The organism is Vibrio sp. 10N, from assembly GCF_036245475.1.
GTDB lineage: Bacteria > Pseudomonadota > Gammaproteobacteria > Enterobacterales > Vibrionaceae > Vibrio.
The window spans coordinates 2,902,434-2,919,509 of sequence record NZ_BTPM01000001.1 but is presented as its reverse complement, the minus strand read 5'-3'; the positions used below and the strand labels follow the sequence as shown (position 1 = coordinate 2,919,509).

The following is a 17,076-nucleotide window of genomic DNA, read 5'->3' as shown; positions in this document are numbered from 1 at the left end:
GATCCCCTTTTTCAAGGGGATGACGAAGAATTATTATCCTACTATCGGCTCACAAGTTCTCCTCAGCAAACTCCGCCAGTCGACTTCTCACCACACCATTGAGGTGAATATTGGCGCTACCGCCAAAGTTCTTAAAGCGCTCAACCATGTAAGTCAGTCCAGACGTCACCGGCGTTAGGTAAGGCGAGTCAATCTGCGCTAAGTTACCAGAGCAAACAATCTTGGTGCCTTCACCACAGCGTGTAATGATGGTTTTTATTTGCGATGCGGTTAGGTTTTGGCACTCATCAAGCAGCACAAACGCATTTTGAATCGAGCGGCCGCGCATAAAGTTAATCGACTTGAACTGAATGTTAGCTTTATCGCAAATGTACTTCAGCGATCCTTCAGTGCAGTGATCGTTCTTGTGCAGCGCTTCAAGGGTATCGGTGATCGCCGCTAGCCAAGGCATCATCTTCTCTTCTTCCGTACCAGGCAAGAAGCCTATCGACTCACCGATGTCCGGTGTATTTCGGGTCACGATGATCTTATCGAACATGCTACGCTCGATGGTCATTTCCAGTGCCGCGGCCATCGCGAGTAAGGTTTTACCACTACCCGCAGCCCCCGTAAGGATCACCAAATCAATATCTGGGTCGAGCAGGGCATCCATGGCCATGCCTTGATAGATATTTTTCGGGCGAATATCCCAGGCTTGGCGACACAGCATACGCTCTTGGCTTAGGTCACGGATAGTCACCTTTTCGCCGTCAATATCGGCCACCCGGCCTGCAAAGTCACTGGATTCATCAATCAAATATTGATTGATGAAGGTTGGGTCAATCGCTTGTCGATCAAAGGTGTGATAAGTCTTACTGGCTAGGGTCTTCGTTTCGACCTCATCGATGTTTTCCCAAAATGCACCTTGTGATTTTTGAAAGCCCTTGGTGAGATACTGAACGTCATCGATCAGTTGATCTGTTCGGTAATCCTCAACAAAGCGCACACCAGCGCCTTTGGCACGCAATCGCATATTAATATCTTTGGTGACTAGCACGACGTCGCGTGGTGAACGTTTGTTTTGCAAGTAGAGCACGGCATTGAGGATCCGGTTATCCCCCTCTTTGTCGGCAAATGCTTTGACCGTTTCTTGCAGTACATAATCGGCCAAGATGGAGATGGTGCCTGTCGCGTCTAAATTACTAGAGAAATGAATCCCTTCAGAAATTTCATCGGGTGTCGCATCCTTAAAGATATCTTCAAGCGCACGAATGGCGACGCGCGCGTCACGGGCGACATCTCGTTTGCTGTCTTTAATTCGGTCGAGCTCTTCGAGAACGGTCATTGGAATGACCACGTCGTGTTCTTTGAAAGAAAAAATGGCGTGAGGTTCGTGGAGAAGAATGTTGGTGTCGAGAACGAAAATTTTACGGTCGGTATCGCCCATAGAGTCTCCTTGCCGCAACTGGCGCTAGTCCTTTGCGGTTAACTCAGATGGGGATCGAGTCAGACTGTCTGTCCACATTTGCTTGCTCTAGCCATTTCGCTCGTCTGAGCTAATTTGCCTATTCAAGTAATGCTGGGGATCTACGCTGGCTCTGATGTCCTATCTTAGTGAGTCAACCGTGATGCGTTCAATTGATGCTGAATCGAATTGAACCTGATTCCCTGTAAGGCTAATGAGAGAGGTGACCATCAAAGCTTAGCGAGTAGTCACATGTCATTAACGTTTACACTTTGAGTATAAGTGAAAAAAGTCACTTTCGGTCTCAGAAATGACACTGTTTTTTTGCAGTTTGATGTCAACCACGACAATGCAAAAAAATCTTAGCTTTTCCTTGTAATTGGCGTGACCTGTATCACGCCTTCAAGTAAGATTAGCGACCTTTCATCTAGGGGATGGTGTGAGCAAATTTTGCACTATCACCTACTATTATTTGGGCGGAGTATTGAGCACAGTTTGTCATCAGTTGACTGGCTGCGTTACCGCTGAAATAACAAAAAATCGACACGAATTTGAGGTAGTCTCTCTATGACATTTGCTTTAGGGCAGCGCTGGATTAGCGATACGGAAAGTGATTTAGGTTTGGGTACGGTCGTCGCACTGGATGCGAGAACAGTATCACTTATGTTTGCAGCATCGGAAGAGAATCGCGTTTATGCACGTAGCGATGCGCCTGTCACCCGAGTTACGTTTAATGTCGGTGATGTCATTGAGTGCCAAGAGGGTTGGTCACTCGAAGTGGAAGAAGTGATCGAAGACCAAGGTATCTTCACTTACGTCGGTACACGTCAAGACACCGAAGAGGCAAATGTTGCCCTACGTGAGATCTTCCTCAGCCATCAAATTCGATTTAATAAGCCACAAGACAAACTGTTCGCCGGTCAGATCGATCGTATGGACAACTTTGTTCTGCGTTACCGTGCGCTGAGCAACCAATACGAGCAACACAAGAGCCCAATGCGTGGTTTGTGTGGAATGCGTGCTGGCTTGATCCCGCATCAGCTATTTATCGCCCACGAAGTGGGTCGCCGTTATGCGCCTCGCGTATTGCTTGCTGATGAAGTTGGTCTCGGTAAAACCATTGAAGCGGGTATGATCATCCATCAACAGGTGTTATCAGGTCGTGCCCAACGTGTGTTGATTGTGGTACCAGAAACTCTACAGCACCAGTGGTTAGTCGAAATGATGCGCCGCTTTAATCTGCATTTCTCTATTTTTGATGAAGAGCGTTGCATTGAGGCGTACGCAGAAGCGGAAAACCCGTTTGATACCCAGCAGTTCGTATTGTGTTCACTCGATTTTCTACGCAAAAGCCGTAAGCGCTTTGAGCAAGCGCTAGAAGGTGAATGGGATTTATTGGTGGTCGATGAAGCGCACCACTTAGAGTGGAGCCAAGATAAGCCAAGTCGTCAATATCAAGTTGTGGAAGCGTTAGCGGAAAAGACACCGGGTGTCCTTTTGCTTACCGCAACCCCTGAGCAGTTAGGTCGTGAAAGCCACTTCGCTCGTTTGCGCCTTCTTGATGCCGATCGCTTCTTTGATTATGAAGCGTTTGTTAAAGAAGAAGAGCAGTACGCTCCGGTTGCCGACGCGGTAACGGCGCTATTCTCTGGTCAAGCGTTGGCCGATGATGCCAAAAACCAAATTACTGAGCTGTTGTCTGAGCAAGATGTTGAGCCGCTGTTCAATGTGCTTGAGAGCAACACGAGCGATGAAGAGAAGGCGACAGCGCGCCAAGAGCTTATCGACAACCTGATGGATCGCCACGGTACAGGTCGCGTATTGTTTAGAAACACTCGCGCCGCCATCAAAGGTTTCCCAACACGCAATGTGAACTTGGTACCGATGCCTATTCCGCAACAGTACACCACCTCAATGCGCGTGTCTGGCATGATTGGCGGCAAGATGACGCCTGAAGCGCGCGCTATGAAGATGCTGTACCCAGAAGAGATCTTCCAAGAGTTTGAAGGTGAAGACTCTAGTTGGTGGCAGTTCGACTCGCGCGTAAACTGGCTGATTGAGAAAATCACCGCCAAACGCAGCGAAAAAGTTCTAGTGATTGCGTCTCGCGCCAGTACAGCTTTGCAACTTGAGCAAGCACTGCGTGAGCGTGAAGGCATTCGCGCCACGGTATTCCACGAAGGCATGTCTATTCTAGAGCGTGATAAAGCGGCAGCTTACTTTGCACAAGAAGAGGGCGGTGCTCAGGTTCTGATCTGTAGTGAGATTGGTTCTGAAGGTCGTAACTTCCAGTTTGCTAACCAATTAGTGATGTTCGATCTTCCGTTTAACCCAGATCTTCTAGAGCAGCGTATCGGCCGTTTGGATCGTATTGGTCAAAAACGCGATATCGATGTGCACGTTCCTTATCTAGAAGGCACGTCACAAGGTATTCTAGCGCGCTGGTTCAATGAAGGCCTCAACGCGTTTGCAGAGACTTGCCCAACGGGCCGTATGGTGTATGACCGCTACGAAGAGAGCATTATTAACATGCTAGCCAGTGGTGATACTAGCGAGCTTGATGATGTGATTGAAGGCTCTCGTCAGTACAACCAAGAGCTAAAGCGCGAGCTAGAGCAAGGTCGCGACCGTCTGCTGGAGATGCACTCTAATGGTGGTGACGCGGCGCAACAGATCGTTGAGAAGATCTCGGCCACTGACGGCGACACGAACCTAGTAACGTTTGCACTGAGCCTATTTGACACCATTGGTCTTAATCAAGACGACAAAGGTGAAAACGCTCTTGTGGTGACGCCATCTGAACACATGATGGTGCCAAGCTATCCAGGGCTTCCATACGAAGGGGCTACCATCACGTTTGATCGTGATACCGCGCTGTCTCGCGAAGATATGCACTTTATCAGTTGGGAGCACCCAATGATCCAAGGCGGTATCGACTTGGTGATGAGCGAAGGTGTCGGTACTTGTGCTGTGTCGCTGCTGAAGAACAAAGCGCTGCCTGTCGGTACGATTTTGCTTGAGCTGGTCTACGTTGTGGATGCGCAAGCACCCAAGCAAAGTGGCATTAGCCGTTTCCTCCCCCCAACACCAATTCGCATGATGATGGACGGCCGTGGTAACGATCTTTCTTCACAGGTAGAGTTTGAAGGTTTCAACCGTCAACTTAGCCCGGTAAACCGCCACCTTGCAAGCAAGCTGGTGACCTCAGTTCAAGCGGATGTTTATCGCCTGATTGAAGCGGGTAACGGCGCAGTAGAAGAGAAGCTGACTGCAGTTCGTGAAGACGCGTATAAAGCGATGTATTCGAGTCTGAATGGTGAACTTGAGCGTCTGCAAGCGCTGAAAGCGGTCAATCCGAATATCCGTGATGAAGAGATTGAGGCGATTGAATCGCAAATCGCTGAGCTTGATGGTTACATCAACAAAGCTCAAGTGCAGCTCGATTCGCTACGCTTGATTGTGGTCAGCCACAACTAAGCGTGTCGCTCACCTAGGGTTTCACTGATAGAATGGCGCAGCGTAAGTTGCGCCTTTTATTTTTTCCATTGTTTACCACCATGCTTTTTGCACTGTTTTACTCCGTGAGTACCTGATATGGCCATGCTAAGTTACACCCCGCCAACCGACCCTTGGACCGATATTGTTTATGAAGATGAGCATATTCTTGCTGTCAATAAGCCTTCCGGCCTGTTGTCTGTGCCGGGAAAAGCGGCAGAGCACTATGACAGCATGTGGAGTCGGTTGGTGGCTGACTACCCAGATATTCAAGTGGTACACAGACTCGATATGTCGACCTCTGGCTTGATGCTGCTTGCTAAAACTAAAGACGCGGAACGCTCGGTAAAGAAGCAGTTTCAATACCGCCTTACGCATAAGGTGTATTACGCGCGAGTTTGGGGCACGCCGAAAGAGAGTGAAGGGCTAATTGATCTGCCTTTGATTTGCGATTGGCCAAACCGCCCACGTCAAATGGTGTGCTATGAGCATGGTAAACCATCACAAACCTACTATCAGGTGGTTGAGCAGGAAGAGAAAACCAGTATTGTGCGCCTGTTTCCAATCACGGGACGCTCACATCAGTTGCGTGTTCACTTGCTCGCCCTAGGTCACCCGATTGTGGGTGATGAGTTCTATGCTCACGAAGAGGCCATGAGCTACTCTGACCGTCTTGAGCTGCACGCTTCGGAATTGTGTTTTTACCATCCACAAACGGAGCAGTTGCAGGCGATTTTTGTGCCGTGTGATTTTTACCCACAGTCGGAGCAACTTGTGATTGAGCACTTTGACCCCGCGCCACAATTACCGGATTATAAGACCCTGCCTCGGCCATAAACTCATTGTTGGCCGTGAACATCCAAGGAGAGAACATGGCCGTCAAAAAGATTGTGTTTTTAGATCGCGACACGATTCCAGCACACATTCACATCCCCAGTCCTGCTTTTGGCCACCAATGGGTCAATTACTCTGAGACAGCTCCCCATGAGGTTGAGCTGCGAATTTCTGATGCCGATATCATCATCAGCAATAAGGTGTATTTAGGTGAAGAGGTACTGAAAAGCGCATTAAAGCTTGAGCATATAGCGGTTGCTGCGACAGGCGTGAACAATGTGGATTTGGATTACTGTCAACGCCACAACATCAGAGTGACCAATATTAGGAGCTATGCGACCCAATCTGTTCCCGAGCACATTATTGGTTTACTGTTTGCTTTAAAGCGTAATCTGTTCGCGTATCACCAAGATATTGCCGCTGGAGAGTGGCAACGACAGAATAAGTTCTGTTTCTTTACTCATCCAATTCAAGATATGGCGGGATCAACTCTGGGTATCATTGGCAGTGGTGCGTTAGGTCAAGCGACGGCGGCGTTAGCGCGTGCCATTGGCATTAATGTTCAGTTTTCCGAGCGTAAAGTTGTCAGTGACTGTCGGCCTGGCTATGTTTCATTTGATGATTGTTTGAAGACCAGTGATGCGATTGCGCTGTTGTGCCCATTGACAGAGGACACGCGTAATCTAATCGATGCTCAAGCACTCAGCAAAATGAAAACGACCGCGCTACTGATTAATACCGGGCGTGGAGGCTTAGTTGATGAGGCGGCGCTCGTGACTGCGCTTAAAACTGGGCAGATTGCCGGGGCGGGCGTTGATGTGTTTACGCAAGAGCCTGCCGCAATGGATAACCCTCTGGTTGCTAATCACCATTTGCCGAATTTGATATTGACGCCACATGTGGCATGGGGCAGTGACTCATCGATCAGTCGATTATGTGAGATATTGGTGACTAATCTCGAAGCCGCAGTGGATGGCATAGAGCAGAATCGAGTGGTTTAAAAACGAAACAGTCCCACGTGTAGTGGGACTGTTATATAAGGCGTTCGATTAACTTGCTTGTGGTTTCACAACCAGCACGTTAATTGGAGAGTTTTGTACCACTTTACTGGCCACTGAGCCCAGAACGACCTTATCGATCTTTGAGCGTTTATGGCTAGGCATCACAATAAGATCGGCACCTAGGCGTTCTGCGTAGTCGAGGATCGTCGCGTAGGGCTTTCCTTCCGCGACATGCACCTTGTACACCACATCTTCGGAGATATGTTGTTCGGCGAACGCTTTGAGCTGCGCTTTCACGTCATTTTTCATTTGTGCCGCGGCATCTTTAGGGAAGTAAGACGCGACCATAGACATGTGAATGCCAGGTAAGACATTGAGGAGGTGTACTTCGGCGTTAGAGTGTTTGGCGTGCCAAACAGCAATTTCGACGGCTTTGTCTGAAAAGCCCTTGTCATTCAGATCGACAGGAACAAGGATTTGCTTGTACATGTTGGTTCTCTTTTTGGTTCCTACCCTACTAGCATAGGGTAAAGCATAAGCTTGGCTAGTTTTATCCGTTCCGTATAAAGGTAGAAGGCCCCAAGTCTTAAAACTTGGAGCCAATACAACCTTATGCGCTCAGGTTTTCACGACGAGCACGACGCTTTTGGTTCATCGCCATAACGAGAAGCAAAAGCAGGGCAGGTACGAAGACCCACTCCTTCATTGGTCTATCTGCTTCCTGCACGATAGACTTAATTTCCCAGTCAAAGTCGAGACCCGAAGCCTCAGCAGGACTGCCAAACTCAACCATATCGACAATCATCTTGCCATCTGTTTCATTCAGCATTAGACCCATAGAGGCGATACGATCATCTGCACTGACTGCATCGTCTTCAAATGGCAGGCGAACGGTTTTTTCAACGTACTTACCTTCCAGTGTTTCACCCGCGACTCTTAACTCGAGGGATTGTCCAACATTTAGGTTTTCAGTAATTTGAGCTATCTCAACACCTGGTGAAAGAACTTTTGCTGGATAGATCATGTCCCACCAGAAACCCGGTCGGAAGAAGGTGAAAGTGAGCGCTAGAAGCAGTACCGTTTCCCACCATTTGTTCTTAGTGAACCACCAACCTTGCGTCGCTGCAGAGAAGATAAGCATCGCAATCACCGCGGAAATTACCGTTAGTGCCAAGTGCCACCAAGAATCAATGCCCATCATCAATAGCTGTGTATTGAAGATAAACATAAACGGCAGGATTGCAGTACGAATATCGTAGGTAAAACCTTGGATACCGGTACGGATTGGGTCGGATTTCGCAATGGCTGCCGCGGCAAAGGCAGCAAGACCTACTGGCGGTGTATCATCAGCAAGGATACCGAAATAGAACACGAACAGGTGCACCGCAATCAATGGAATGATCAGGCCGTGTGCCGCACCTAGCGTCACAATCACTGGCGCCATCAACGTTGATACCACGATGTAGTTCGCTGTTGTCGGCAGACCCATACCTAGGATTAGCGAGATGACCGCGGTAAACAGCAGCATCAAGATGATGTTACCGCCTGAGATGAACTCAACGAAGTCGGTCATCACAAGGCCGATGCCGGTTAGGGTTACCACACCAACCACCGTACCAGCTGCCGCTGTCGCCACACCGATACCAATCATGTTTCGAGCGCCAGAGACAAGACTTTCTGCGAGGTCAACAAAGCCCGCTTTAAGCTCTTCGGTCACATCATTGGTTTTCGCCATCAAAGCAATCAAAGGGCGCTGAGTGATCAAGATGAAAATCATAAACACGGTTGCCCAGAATGCGGACAGACCCGGAGAGAAACGTTCAACCGTCAAGCACCAAACCAATACCACGATTGGCAACAAGAAGTGCAAACCAGACTTAATGGTTGGGCCTGGATCTGGAACTTCATTCAGTTCAGCATCGATCTCAATACCGCCTTCTTTAGCGTACTTAGCAGAAATGCGTAGCAAGCCGACATAAGAGAGCAGTAGTGCGACGCCAACAATAGGTGTTGCTGCATCACCGAAGACATCTTTGGTCCAGCCAATACCGTAGTAGACCACGGCACTGATCACACACAGCCCCAAAATAGTACCGGTGAACGACAGCAGGCTTTGTACCAGCGTTGGATTGTGACGACGAGGAAGACCTGTCATTCCGGCTTTACATGCTTCGAGGTGTACGATGTAGATAAGTGCGATATAAGAAATCAGTGCTGGTAGAAGTGCCGCTTTGATAACTTCAACATAAGAGATACCGACATATTCCACCATCAAGAAGGCTGCAGCACCCATGATAGGTGGTGTTAGCTGACCATTGGTTGAGGCGGCAACTTCTACCGCACCAGCTTTGGTGCCTGGGAAGCCGACTCGCTTCATCAGCGGGATGGTAAAGGTACCTGTGGTTACTACGTTGGCAATCGATGAGCCTGACACTAGGCCAGATAAGCCCGATGCGACCACTGCCGCTTTCGCAGGGCCGCCGCGCATGTGACCAAGCAGTGAAAACGCCACTTTAATGAAGTACGCACCCGCACCGGCCCGTTCAAGCATGGCGCCAAACAGTACGAACAGAAATACGAAGGAAGTGGATACACCAAGAGCGACACCAAATACACCTTCGGTAGTCAACCATAGGTGGGACATCGCTTTATTAAGGCTAGCACCTTTGTGAGCAATGACGTCCGGCATGTATGGACCGCCAAAGGTATACAGCAAGAATACCGCAGCAACCACCATTAGCGGTGGACCGAGTGCTCGGCGTGTTGCTTCTAGAAGCAGAATCATACCGGTTACAGCCGCGACGATATCCATTGTCGTTGGTGCACCAGAGCGACCGGCGAGCTGGGTATAGAATAGGTAGATATAGGCGGCAGAAAAACTGCCAGCAAGTGCGAGGATCCAGTCAATGGCAGGAATTCGGTCACGAGGCGAACTCTTCATTGCTGGGTACGCAGTAAACGCTAAAAAGATAGCGAATGTTAAGTGGATAGAACGCGCTTCAGTGTCGTTCAGTACGCCAAAGTTGAACACAAATGGTAGTGGTGATGCGTACCAAAGTTGAAACAGTGACCAACATAGCGGCACAAACCAAAGTATCTTGGCCGGGATCCCTTTCGGGCTTCGTGCGCCTGTGTCGGCCTGTGCGACCATGTCTTGCACATCTTGCGACGGTTGTGTTGTCTGCGTCATGTACGTTGTCCTTTATTATTTTTGGGTCGGTGACTTTTCAGCCAGTGGCTAATGAAAAAGGCACGAACCTATTTCGCATTTAACATTGTAGTCAATGGATGCAAACGTGTAGCAGTTGTTGTGTTTTTGGGCTCTTAATGACGGGCTTGGAAAGAGAGCCCAAATAGCCACACCAGTTGGATGCACTGGTGTTGATAGTTTTGAGTGTTGCTCATAGTAGAAAAGCAGTAGGGGAAGCGATGCCCCCCCTACGAAGTGGTCTTATTTTAGTAGACCAACTTCTTTGTAGTACTTCTCAGCACCTGGGTGAAGCGGGATAGATAGACCTGCTTTCACCATGTCTTCTTTCTTCAGGTTAGCAAATGCTTGGTGAAGACGTTTGAATGTGTCGAAGTTTTCAAACACGGCTTTAGCAACGTTGTACGCCGTTTCGTCTGAAACGTCTGATGTTGTTACCATCGTTGCCGCCACACCAAAGCTGTTTACGTCACCGTCTGTACCACGGTACATGCCCGCTGGAACTGAGCTGTAAGCGTAGTATGGGTTTGCTGATACGATACCGTCAATTTTCTCGCCAGTTGCCGAGATCAGTTTCGCATCACAAGACGTAGTTGCTTCTTTGATAGATCCGTTTGGATGGCCAACAACATAAACGAACGCGTCGATTTTGTTATCACAAAGCGCTTGTGAGCGCTCAGACCCTTTAAGCTCAGAAGCGAGTTTAAAGTCGTCGTTAGTCCAGCCCATCGCATCCATAACGACGCCCATCGTTGCACGGTCACCAGAGCCAGGGTTACCGATGTTGACGCGCTTACCTTTAAGGTCAGTCACGTTGTCGATACCTGCGTCAGCACGAGCGATGATGTTGAATGGTTCTGTGTGTAGAGAGAACATTGCACGAAGCTTTTTGTAAGGGCCTTGCTCTTCAAATTTGCTTGTGCCGTTATAGCCGTGATATTGCCAGTCAGATTGAACGATACCGAAATCTAGCTCACCAGCACGGATAGTGTTGACATTGTAGATAGAACCACCGGTGGACTCTACTGAACAACGAATGTTGTGTTCCTTACGGCCTTTATTCACAAGCTTACAGATAGCGCCGCCAGTAGGGTAATAAACACCCGTCACCGAACCTGTACCGATTGTGATGAACTCTTGAGCATTAACAGCGCCTGCGCCCATTACAGCAGCGGCAATAGCACCGATTTTAACAAGTTTCTTAAATGCCATGAATTTCCCTTCCTTATTCATTATTAGCCCTGAATAACTATAGTTGTCTTCAGAGGTTTCCTATGTGGAAACGGCATCTTTTTCAATCCATATGTTGAAAAAGTGGCGCAATCATACCAAATAATTTGGAAGAAAATTACTGGATTGTTAATAGAAATAGGGGATTTGTCTGTGCTAGAAATGCTAAGAGATGACGTATTTTTGGAATATAAGTCAAATAAAACAGATAATTAAGATTAATTTGAGGGCAAGGTTTCGATTTTTCAAGATGTGATGAATGTCACGGAACTAATTGTCCCGTGACAGATTGTTCTGAATGTTAACGTTTAAAACTTAACCAGCGTATTCGAACAGATCACACACAGAATCAAACAGTTGTTTGGTGGATACTGTAAGCGTAGGTGTGATGAAGATAGTATCATCACCTGCGACAACACCCAGAATACCTTCAGCTTTACCAAGAGAGTCGAGCAGTCTTGCAATTAACTGTGCAGCACCAGGGCCAGTATGAATCACTACCAGAGCATTGTTGTGGTCGATATCGAGTACCAGTTCACGCAGTGAGCTAGAAACAGTCGGGACGCCCAGTTCGGCAGGTAAACAGTAAACCATCTCCATTTTGGCGTTGCGGGTTCTCACTGCGCCAAACTTAGTCAACATACGTGACACTTTGGATTGGTTAATGTTTTCAAACCCTTCGTGTTTTAACGCGTCGACAATCTCACCCTGAGAGCCAAATCGCTCTTCTTTTAACAACGCTTTAAACGCGCGAACCAGATTATCTTGTTTGTCATTATTGCGCATATACGCCTCTTATTCTTCGTTCTACTCGCAGTGATCGCCGTATTGTGGCACAGAACCCCTATCTTAACCAACCTATCCATAGTTTCTGCCAACAATATCACTTAAACAGATATCACAAAAAACAAGTATAACCTCATAATTAACAAGGTAAAAAGCAGGTTTTATCAACGCTGTTTACGTGCTAGGTTAGTGGCACGTAATTAGCGAGTTGCGCGAGCTCGCAAAGCTGGGGTTAATTGATTGTAATCGATTAGTGAATGCTATAGCTTTTTACTAGCTGATGAAAATTTGCCCTACAAGACTATTAATAAGAGATACCAATCTCAAGGAGAACTACCATGAAAGTAGCTGTTATTGGTGCCGCAGGTGGCATCGGTCAAGCCCTAGCTCTACTACTTAAGAACCGCCTTCCAGCTGGTTCTGATTTAGCCCTCTATGATATTGCCCCTGTAACTCCTGGTGTAGCGGCTGACCTTAGCCATATCCCAACGCCAGTTTCTATTAAAGGTTATGCCGGTGAAGATCCAACGCCAGCACTAGAAGGTGCTGACGTGGTGCTTATCTCTGCGGGTGTAGCACGTAAGCCTGGTATGGACCGCTCTGACCTGTTCAATGTCAACGCTGGTATCGTGAAATCTTTGGCAGAAAAAATTGCGGTAGTTTGCCCAACAGCGTGTATTGGTATCATTACAAACCCAGTGAACACAACTGTGCCAATTGCAGCAGAAGTGCTTAAGAAAGCGGGTGTGTACGACAAGCGTAGACTGTTTGGTGTGACGACATTGGATGTGATTCGTTCAGAAACGTTTGTTGCCGACCTTAAAGCAAAAGATCCAGGTGATATCCGTGTGCCGGTTATCGGCGGTCACTCTGGTGTGACGATTCTTCCACTGCTTTCTCAAGTAGAAGGCGTCGAGTTTACGGCTGATGAAGTGGAAGCGTTGACTAAGCGTATTCAAAATGCAGGTACTGAAGTAGTTGAAGCGAAAGCCGGTGGCGGCTCTGCAACACTATCAATGGGTCAAGCGGCATGCCGATTTGGTCTAGCGTTAGTGAAGGGCCTACAAGGCGAAGAAAACGTTATTGAATGTGCTTACGTCGAAGGTGACGGTGAGCATGCTCCATTCTTTGCACAGCCAGTTAAACTTGGTAAAGATGGCGCAGAAGCTATCCTTAGCTACGGTGAGCTAAGTGATTACGAGAAAGCTGCGCTAGATGGCATGCTAGAGACACTGAACAAAGACATTGAAATTGGTGTTGAGTTCGCGAAGTAGTCTTCGTTATCGGCTATTCCAGCCACGACGATATGCAAACCCAGTCTTTACGAGACTGGGTTTTTTGATCTATCCCTAAAGAGGCACGTAACAATTGTGACGTGAAACGGGGGATTGATAATGGAAATTGATAGAGTACGAAAAGGAATGTGGGTTGAGTCCCAGCACGGTGTCGGTCAGGTACTCGTTGTTGACAAAAAGTCCAACTCGGTATTGGTCGAGCCATTGGGGAGCGATGTCCAGTGGGCTCTGGATGCTGATGAGATCCAAGAGGACCAACAACTGCACAACGGCTGCGATCAATACTACTGAGCGTATATAGAAGACAGATAACCGCAAAAGGGGTAGCAACTCGAGCCGCTACCTCTTTTTTATGCGCTGCGTTTTACCGCCATGTAGGCAAGCGCCACAAGCGCCTGTTTATATTCACTGTCAGGTACCACAGAAAGTGCCGCTATGGCTTTGTCTGCTTCTTGAAGAGCCATTTCTTCGGTGTACTTAAGTGAACCTACTCGTTGCATGGTGGCCATGATGGCTTCGATTTTGTCGAGACCATTGCCCTTTTCGATGGCTTCGCGAATCATTTCGCTTTCATGAGCCTCGCCATGCTGCATAGCGTGGATCAGTGGTAACGTCGGTTTACCTTCTGCAAGGTCATCGCCGACATTCTTACCCATGTCTTCACCGGTAGAGGTGTAGTCCATAACATCATCGATAAGCTGGAATGCAGTGCCTAGATATTTGCCGTAGTTTTGCAGAGCGACTTCTACTTCCGGTTCAGCGTCATTTAGGATGGCACCAACTTGCGTTGCCGCCTCAAACAGGCGTGCGGTTTTAGAGTAGATAACCTGCATATAGCTTTCTTCGCTAGTGTCAGGATCGTTGCAATTCATTAGCTGCTGAACTTCGCCTTCAGCTATTACATTCACCGCATCACTCATTAACTCCAAAATGCGCAGCGAGCCAAGCGCTGTCATCATCTGGAAAGAGCGTGTATAGATATAGTCGCCTACCAGCACGCTTGCCGCATTACCAAATGCTGCGTTTGCGGTGGCTTTACCGCGTCGCATGTCAGACTCGTCGACCACATCATCATGCAACAAGGTTGCAGTGTGGATAAATTCTATAAAGGCAGCAGCAGTCGTGTGAGCATTACCCTGATAACCCAGCGCTTTGGCTGACAGGATAGCAAGAAGCGGTCTTAGGCGCTTTCCTCCGCTGCTCACAATGTAAAAACCAAGCTGATTGATTAGGCTAACTTCAGAGTTTAATTGTGCTTGTATTGTTTCGTTCACTTTTGCCATATCATCGGCAGTCAGTGCTTGGATAGCTTTAAAATCCATTACGTACCCGGTTGAGCTTAGAGCCTGTAAGGCTTAATCGTTGGTTATAATCTGTGAATAATACACTAAAAAACGTTGATTAATACATGGTGAAAGGGCATTATTGCGGCACTTTCGATTGGCGATTAGTGTTTCGCCAATTTTTTCAAAATATGGCTTGTCATAGGGCAATCATTCGCGTAGAATCTGCGCCCTATTGATGATTAGTTTAGCGCACACCCTATTTGTTGAAATAACAATCAAAAGGCTGTGCGGAAAAAGCGGAGTAAAATATGTACGCTGTTTTCCAATCTGGTGGTAAACAACACCGTGTAAGCGAAGGTCAAACTCTTCGTTTAGAGAAATTAGACGTTGAAACTGGTGCAACTGTTGAATTTGATAAAGTTCTTCTTGTTGCTAACGGTGAAGACATTCAAGTTGGCGCTCCTCTAGTAGAGGGCGGCAAGGTTGTTGCTGAAGTAGTACAACACGGTCGTGGCGATAAAGTTAAAATCGTTAAGTTCCGTCGTCGTAAGCACTCTCGTAAGCAACAAGGTCACCGTCAGTGGTTCACGGAAGTGAAAATCACTGGCATCAACGCTTAATTCGATTAGGAGAGTTTAACAATGGCACACAAAAAAGCTGGTGGTTCTACTCGTAACGGCCGCGATTCAGAAAGCAAACGTCTAGGTGTTAAGCGTTTCGGTGGTGAGTCTGTTCTTGCAGGTAACATCATCGTACGTCAACGTGGTACTAAGTTCCACGCTGGTACTAACGTTGGTATCGGTAAAGACCATACTCTTTTCGCTCTTACTGAAGGTAAAGTGAAATTCGAAGTTAAAGGTCCTAAGAACCGTAAATTCGTTAGCATCGAAGCTGAGTAATTAAGCATCTCGCTAAATTACACAATGCTTTCAAGCTGAATTCAAAAGCCCTGCCGAGTCGGCGGGGTTTTTTATTTGTATTGAAATGAAGGCAGTCGATAGAGACGAATCTCTAGGTTAAGTCTTTACAAAGTAAGGTCTAGCTTAGTGGGGAGTCGTCTCTGTCATCTGCTAAAATGTAGTGATAATCGAATGAAGCCATCAGGCGCGTCGTGATGACGCTTGAGCCTTTTGGTGGGTAAGCGAAGAAGTAGTCGGAGTAAGAGATGAAGTTCGTTGATGAAGCGGTAGTAAAAGTCCAAGCGGGCGACGGCGGTAACGGTGTTGTTAGCTTTTGGCGTGAGAAATTTGTAGCGAAAGGTGGCCCTGATGGTGGCGACGGCGGCGACGGCGGCGATATCTATATCGAGGCAGATGAAAACCTAAATACACTAATCGACTACCGTTTCCAGCGTTTCTATGAAGCGGAACGTGGTGAAAATGGCCGTGGTGGTAACTGTACTGGTAAGCGTGGCAAAGACAAAGTCATGAAAGTGCCAGTTGGTACTCGTGCGGTTGATATTCACACCAACGAAATCGTGGCAGAAGTGGCTGAGCATGGCAAAAAAGTCATGGTTGCCAAAGGCGGTTGGCACGGTCTTGGTAACACGCGCTTTAAGTCATCGGTTAACCGTGCACCTCGCCAAAAGACGCTAGGTACAAAAGGTGAGATGCGTGAGCTGCGCCTTGAACTACTTCTGCTTGCTGACGTGGGTATGCTTGGTTTACCAAACGCAGGTAAATCAACCTTCATTCGCGCGGTATCTGCAGCGAAGCCTAAGGTAGCCGATTACCCATTTACGACCTTGATCCCAAGTCTTGGTGTTGTGAGTGTGGTTCCTGAGAAGAGCTTTGTCGTCGCTGACATTCCAGGTCTAATCGAAGGCGCTGCGGATGGTGCTGGCCTAGGTATTCGTTTCTTGAAGCACCTAGAGCGCTGTCGCGTGCTGCTTCACATGATCGATATTATGCCTATCGACCAGTCTAACCCAATCGAAAACGCATTGACCATCATCGATGAGCTTGAGCAATACAGTGAAAAACTGGCTGATAAGCCGCGTTGGTTGGTATTCAACAAAGTTGATCTGATGCCAGAAGAAGAAGCGAATGAAGTGATCCAAGAGATCCTTGATGCGCTAGGCTGGGAAGATGAATACTTTAAGATCTCGGCAGTCAACAAGCACGGTACTAAAGAGCTTTGCTACAAGTTAGCAGACTTTATGGAAACCCTACCGCGTGCGGAAGAAGAGATCTCTGAAGAAGAGAAAGTCGACTTCATGTGGGATGATTACCACAAAGATGCCATGTCAGGTAAAGACGTGATTACTGAAGACGATGACTGGGATGATTGGGATGACGAAGAAGATGACGGCCACGTTGTCTACGTTCGTGACTAAATCACCATTGAATTTGAAAAACCGCAATTGTTATTGCGGTTTTTTTGTACCTAAATCATTTCTCTGACTCAGAAACTGAGGCAAACTAACCGGCTCAAACGTTTGCACTTTGTTTGGCAGAAACCAATCGGCCAAACAAATTATGGATTGGCAATACATTTG

General features: G+C 47.6%; 14 protein-coding genes. 8 read left to right on the top strand and 6 right to left on the bottom strand.

The window, feature by feature from the left end; translation table 11 throughout:
• Positions 1-49: 49 nt before the first annotated feature.
• On the bottom strand, positions 50-1,426 hold the full coding sequence (locus tag AAA946_RS13580; RefSeq protein ID WP_338165319.1) for a PhoH family protein: 1,377 nt from the start codon (positions 1,424-1,426) through the stop codon (positions 50-52).
• A 585-nt stretch (positions 1,427-2,011) separates the two neighbouring features.
• Here AAA946_RS13580 and rapA point away from each other — a divergent pair.
• From rapA to AAA946_RS13565, 3 genes are all read left to right on the top strand, one after another.
• A complete protein-coding gene (gene rapA, locus AAA946_RS13575) occupies positions 2,012-4,921 on the top strand; it encodes an RNA polymerase-associated protein RapA (RefSeq protein WP_338165318.1) in 2,910 nt (969 codons plus the stop codon).
• A 117-nt stretch (positions 4,922-5,038) separates the two neighbouring features.
• Positions 5,039-5,776: a bifunctional tRNA pseudouridine(32) synthase/23S rRNA pseudouridine(746) synthase RluA gene (gene rluA, locus AAA946_RS13570; protein ID WP_338165317.1), complete on the top strand. Its 738-nt coding sequence runs from the start codon at positions 5,039-5,041 to the stop codon at positions 5,774-5,776.
• Between the two features lie 35 nt (positions 5,777-5,811).
• Complete coding sequence (locus tag AAA946_RS13565) at positions 5,812-6,774, top strand: D-2-hydroxyacid dehydrogenase (RefSeq protein ID WP_338165316.1); 963 nt, start codon at positions 5,812-5,814, stop codon at positions 6,772-6,774.
• Between the two features lie 48 nt (positions 6,775-6,822).
• Here the strand turns inward: AAA946_RS13565 and AAA946_RS13560 are convergent, their stop codons facing one another.
• The 4 genes from AAA946_RS13560 to argR all read right to left on the bottom strand — a co-directional run bounded on the left by AAA946_RS13560 (position 6,823) and on the right by argR (position 11,998).
• Positions 6,823-7,263 carry a universal stress protein gene (locus tag AAA946_RS13560; protein WP_338165315.1) on the bottom strand — a complete coding sequence of 147 codons (441 nt, stop codon included), beginning with the start codon at positions 7,261-7,263 and terminating at the stop codon, positions 6,823-6,825.
• Between the two features lie 121 nt (positions 7,264-7,384).
• A complete protein-coding gene (locus AAA946_RS13555) occupies positions 7,385-9,964 on the bottom strand; it encodes a TRAP transporter permease (protein ID WP_338165314.1) in 2,580 nt (859 codons plus the stop codon).
• A 261-nt stretch (positions 9,965-10,225) separates the two neighbouring features.
• A complete protein-coding gene (locus AAA946_RS13550) occupies positions 10,226-11,194 on the bottom strand; it encodes a TAXI family TRAP transporter solute-binding subunit (protein WP_338165313.1) in 969 nt (322 codons plus the stop codon).
• Positions 11,195-11,527: 333 nt separating this feature from the next.
• Positions 11,528-11,998 carry a transcriptional regulator ArgR gene (argR, locus tag AAA946_RS13545; RefSeq protein ID WP_042473435.1) on the bottom strand — a complete coding sequence of 157 codons (471 nt, stop codon included), beginning with the start codon at positions 11,996-11,998 and terminating at the stop codon, positions 11,528-11,530.
• Between the two features lie 338 nt (positions 11,999-12,336).
• On the opposite strand from argR, the gene mdh reads away from it, so the two are divergent.
• Positions 12,337-13,272, top strand: coding sequence for a malate dehydrogenase (gene mdh, locus AAA946_RS13540; RefSeq protein WP_338165312.1), 936 nt, complete (start codon positions 12,337-12,339; stop codon positions 13,270-13,272).
• 120 nt (positions 13,273-13,392) lie between these two features.
• Positions 13,393-13,584, top strand: a complete 192-nt coding sequence (locus AAA946_RS13535; protein ID WP_338165311.1) for a hypothetical protein — start codon at positions 13,393-13,395, stop codon at positions 13,582-13,584.
• Positions 13,585-13,643: 59 nt separating this feature from the next.
• On the opposite strand, the gene ispB is transcribed toward AAA946_RS13535, so the two are convergent.
• Positions 13,644-14,615: an octaprenyl diphosphate synthase gene (gene ispB / locus AAA946_RS13530; protein ID WP_338165310.1), complete on the bottom strand. Its 972-nt coding sequence runs from the start codon at positions 14,613-14,615 to the stop codon at positions 13,644-13,646.
• Between the two features lie 272 nt (positions 14,616-14,887).
• Between ispB and rplU the strand changes: the two genes are divergently transcribed.
• The 3 genes from rplU to cgtA all read left to right on the top strand — a co-directional run bounded on the left by rplU (position 14,888) and on the right by cgtA (position 16,914).
• Complete coding sequence (gene rplU, locus AAA946_RS13525) at positions 14,888-15,199, top strand: 50S ribosomal protein L21 (RefSeq protein WP_006074830.1); 312 nt, start codon at positions 14,888-14,890, stop codon at positions 15,197-15,199.
• 21 nt (positions 15,200-15,220) lie between these two features.
• Positions 15,221-15,478 carry a 50S ribosomal protein L27 gene (gene rpmA, locus AAA946_RS13520; RefSeq protein ID WP_004409945.1) on the top strand — a complete coding sequence of 86 codons (258 nt, stop codon included), beginning with the start codon at positions 15,221-15,223 and terminating at the stop codon, positions 15,476-15,478.
• A 266-nt stretch (positions 15,479-15,744) separates the two neighbouring features.
• Positions 15,745-16,914, top strand: coding sequence for an Obg family GTPase CgtA (gene cgtA, locus AAA946_RS13515; protein ID WP_112459544.1), 1,170 nt, complete (start codon positions 15,745-15,747; stop codon positions 16,912-16,914).
• Positions 16,915-17,076: the final 162 nt, after the last annotated feature.